The following is a 279-nucleotide window of genomic DNA, read 5'->3' on the forward strand; positions in this document are numbered from 1 at the left end:
GTACCATGTGTCAGTCCAGCGATATGTTGAGCGCCTTGACCACGCCCGCCCACCGCGCGCGATCGGTATCCACGAACTTGTCGATCTCGGCCTGGCTCTTCGGGCGCAGCGGCGGAAAGCCGATCTTGACCAGCGAAGCGCGAAACGCCTCGTCGTTCAAGGCCCGGTCGAGGCTCGCCTTAATCTTGCCGGCGATCTCGTCAGGCACTTTCGACGGCGCTGCAATACCATACCAGACGCTGACCGCATAATCGGGATAGCCGCTCTCGGCGATCGTCG

The 279-nt window shown here is 62.4% G+C and carries 1 protein-coding gene; it reads right to left on the minus strand.

Annotation, left to right across the window (positions count from 1 at the left end):
* Positions 1-10: 10 nt before the first annotated feature.
* A partial coding sequence (locus tag RVY79_RS19255) for a tripartite tricarboxylate transporter substrate-binding protein (RefSeq protein ID WP_317466169.1) occupies positions 11-279 on the minus strand: 269 nt, incomplete at its 5' end.

Source organism: Chromohalobacter sp. HP20-39 (genome assembly GCF_033052815.1).
Taxonomy (GTDB): domain Bacteria; phylum Pseudomonadota; class Gammaproteobacteria; order Pseudomonadales; family Halomonadaceae; genus Chromohalobacter.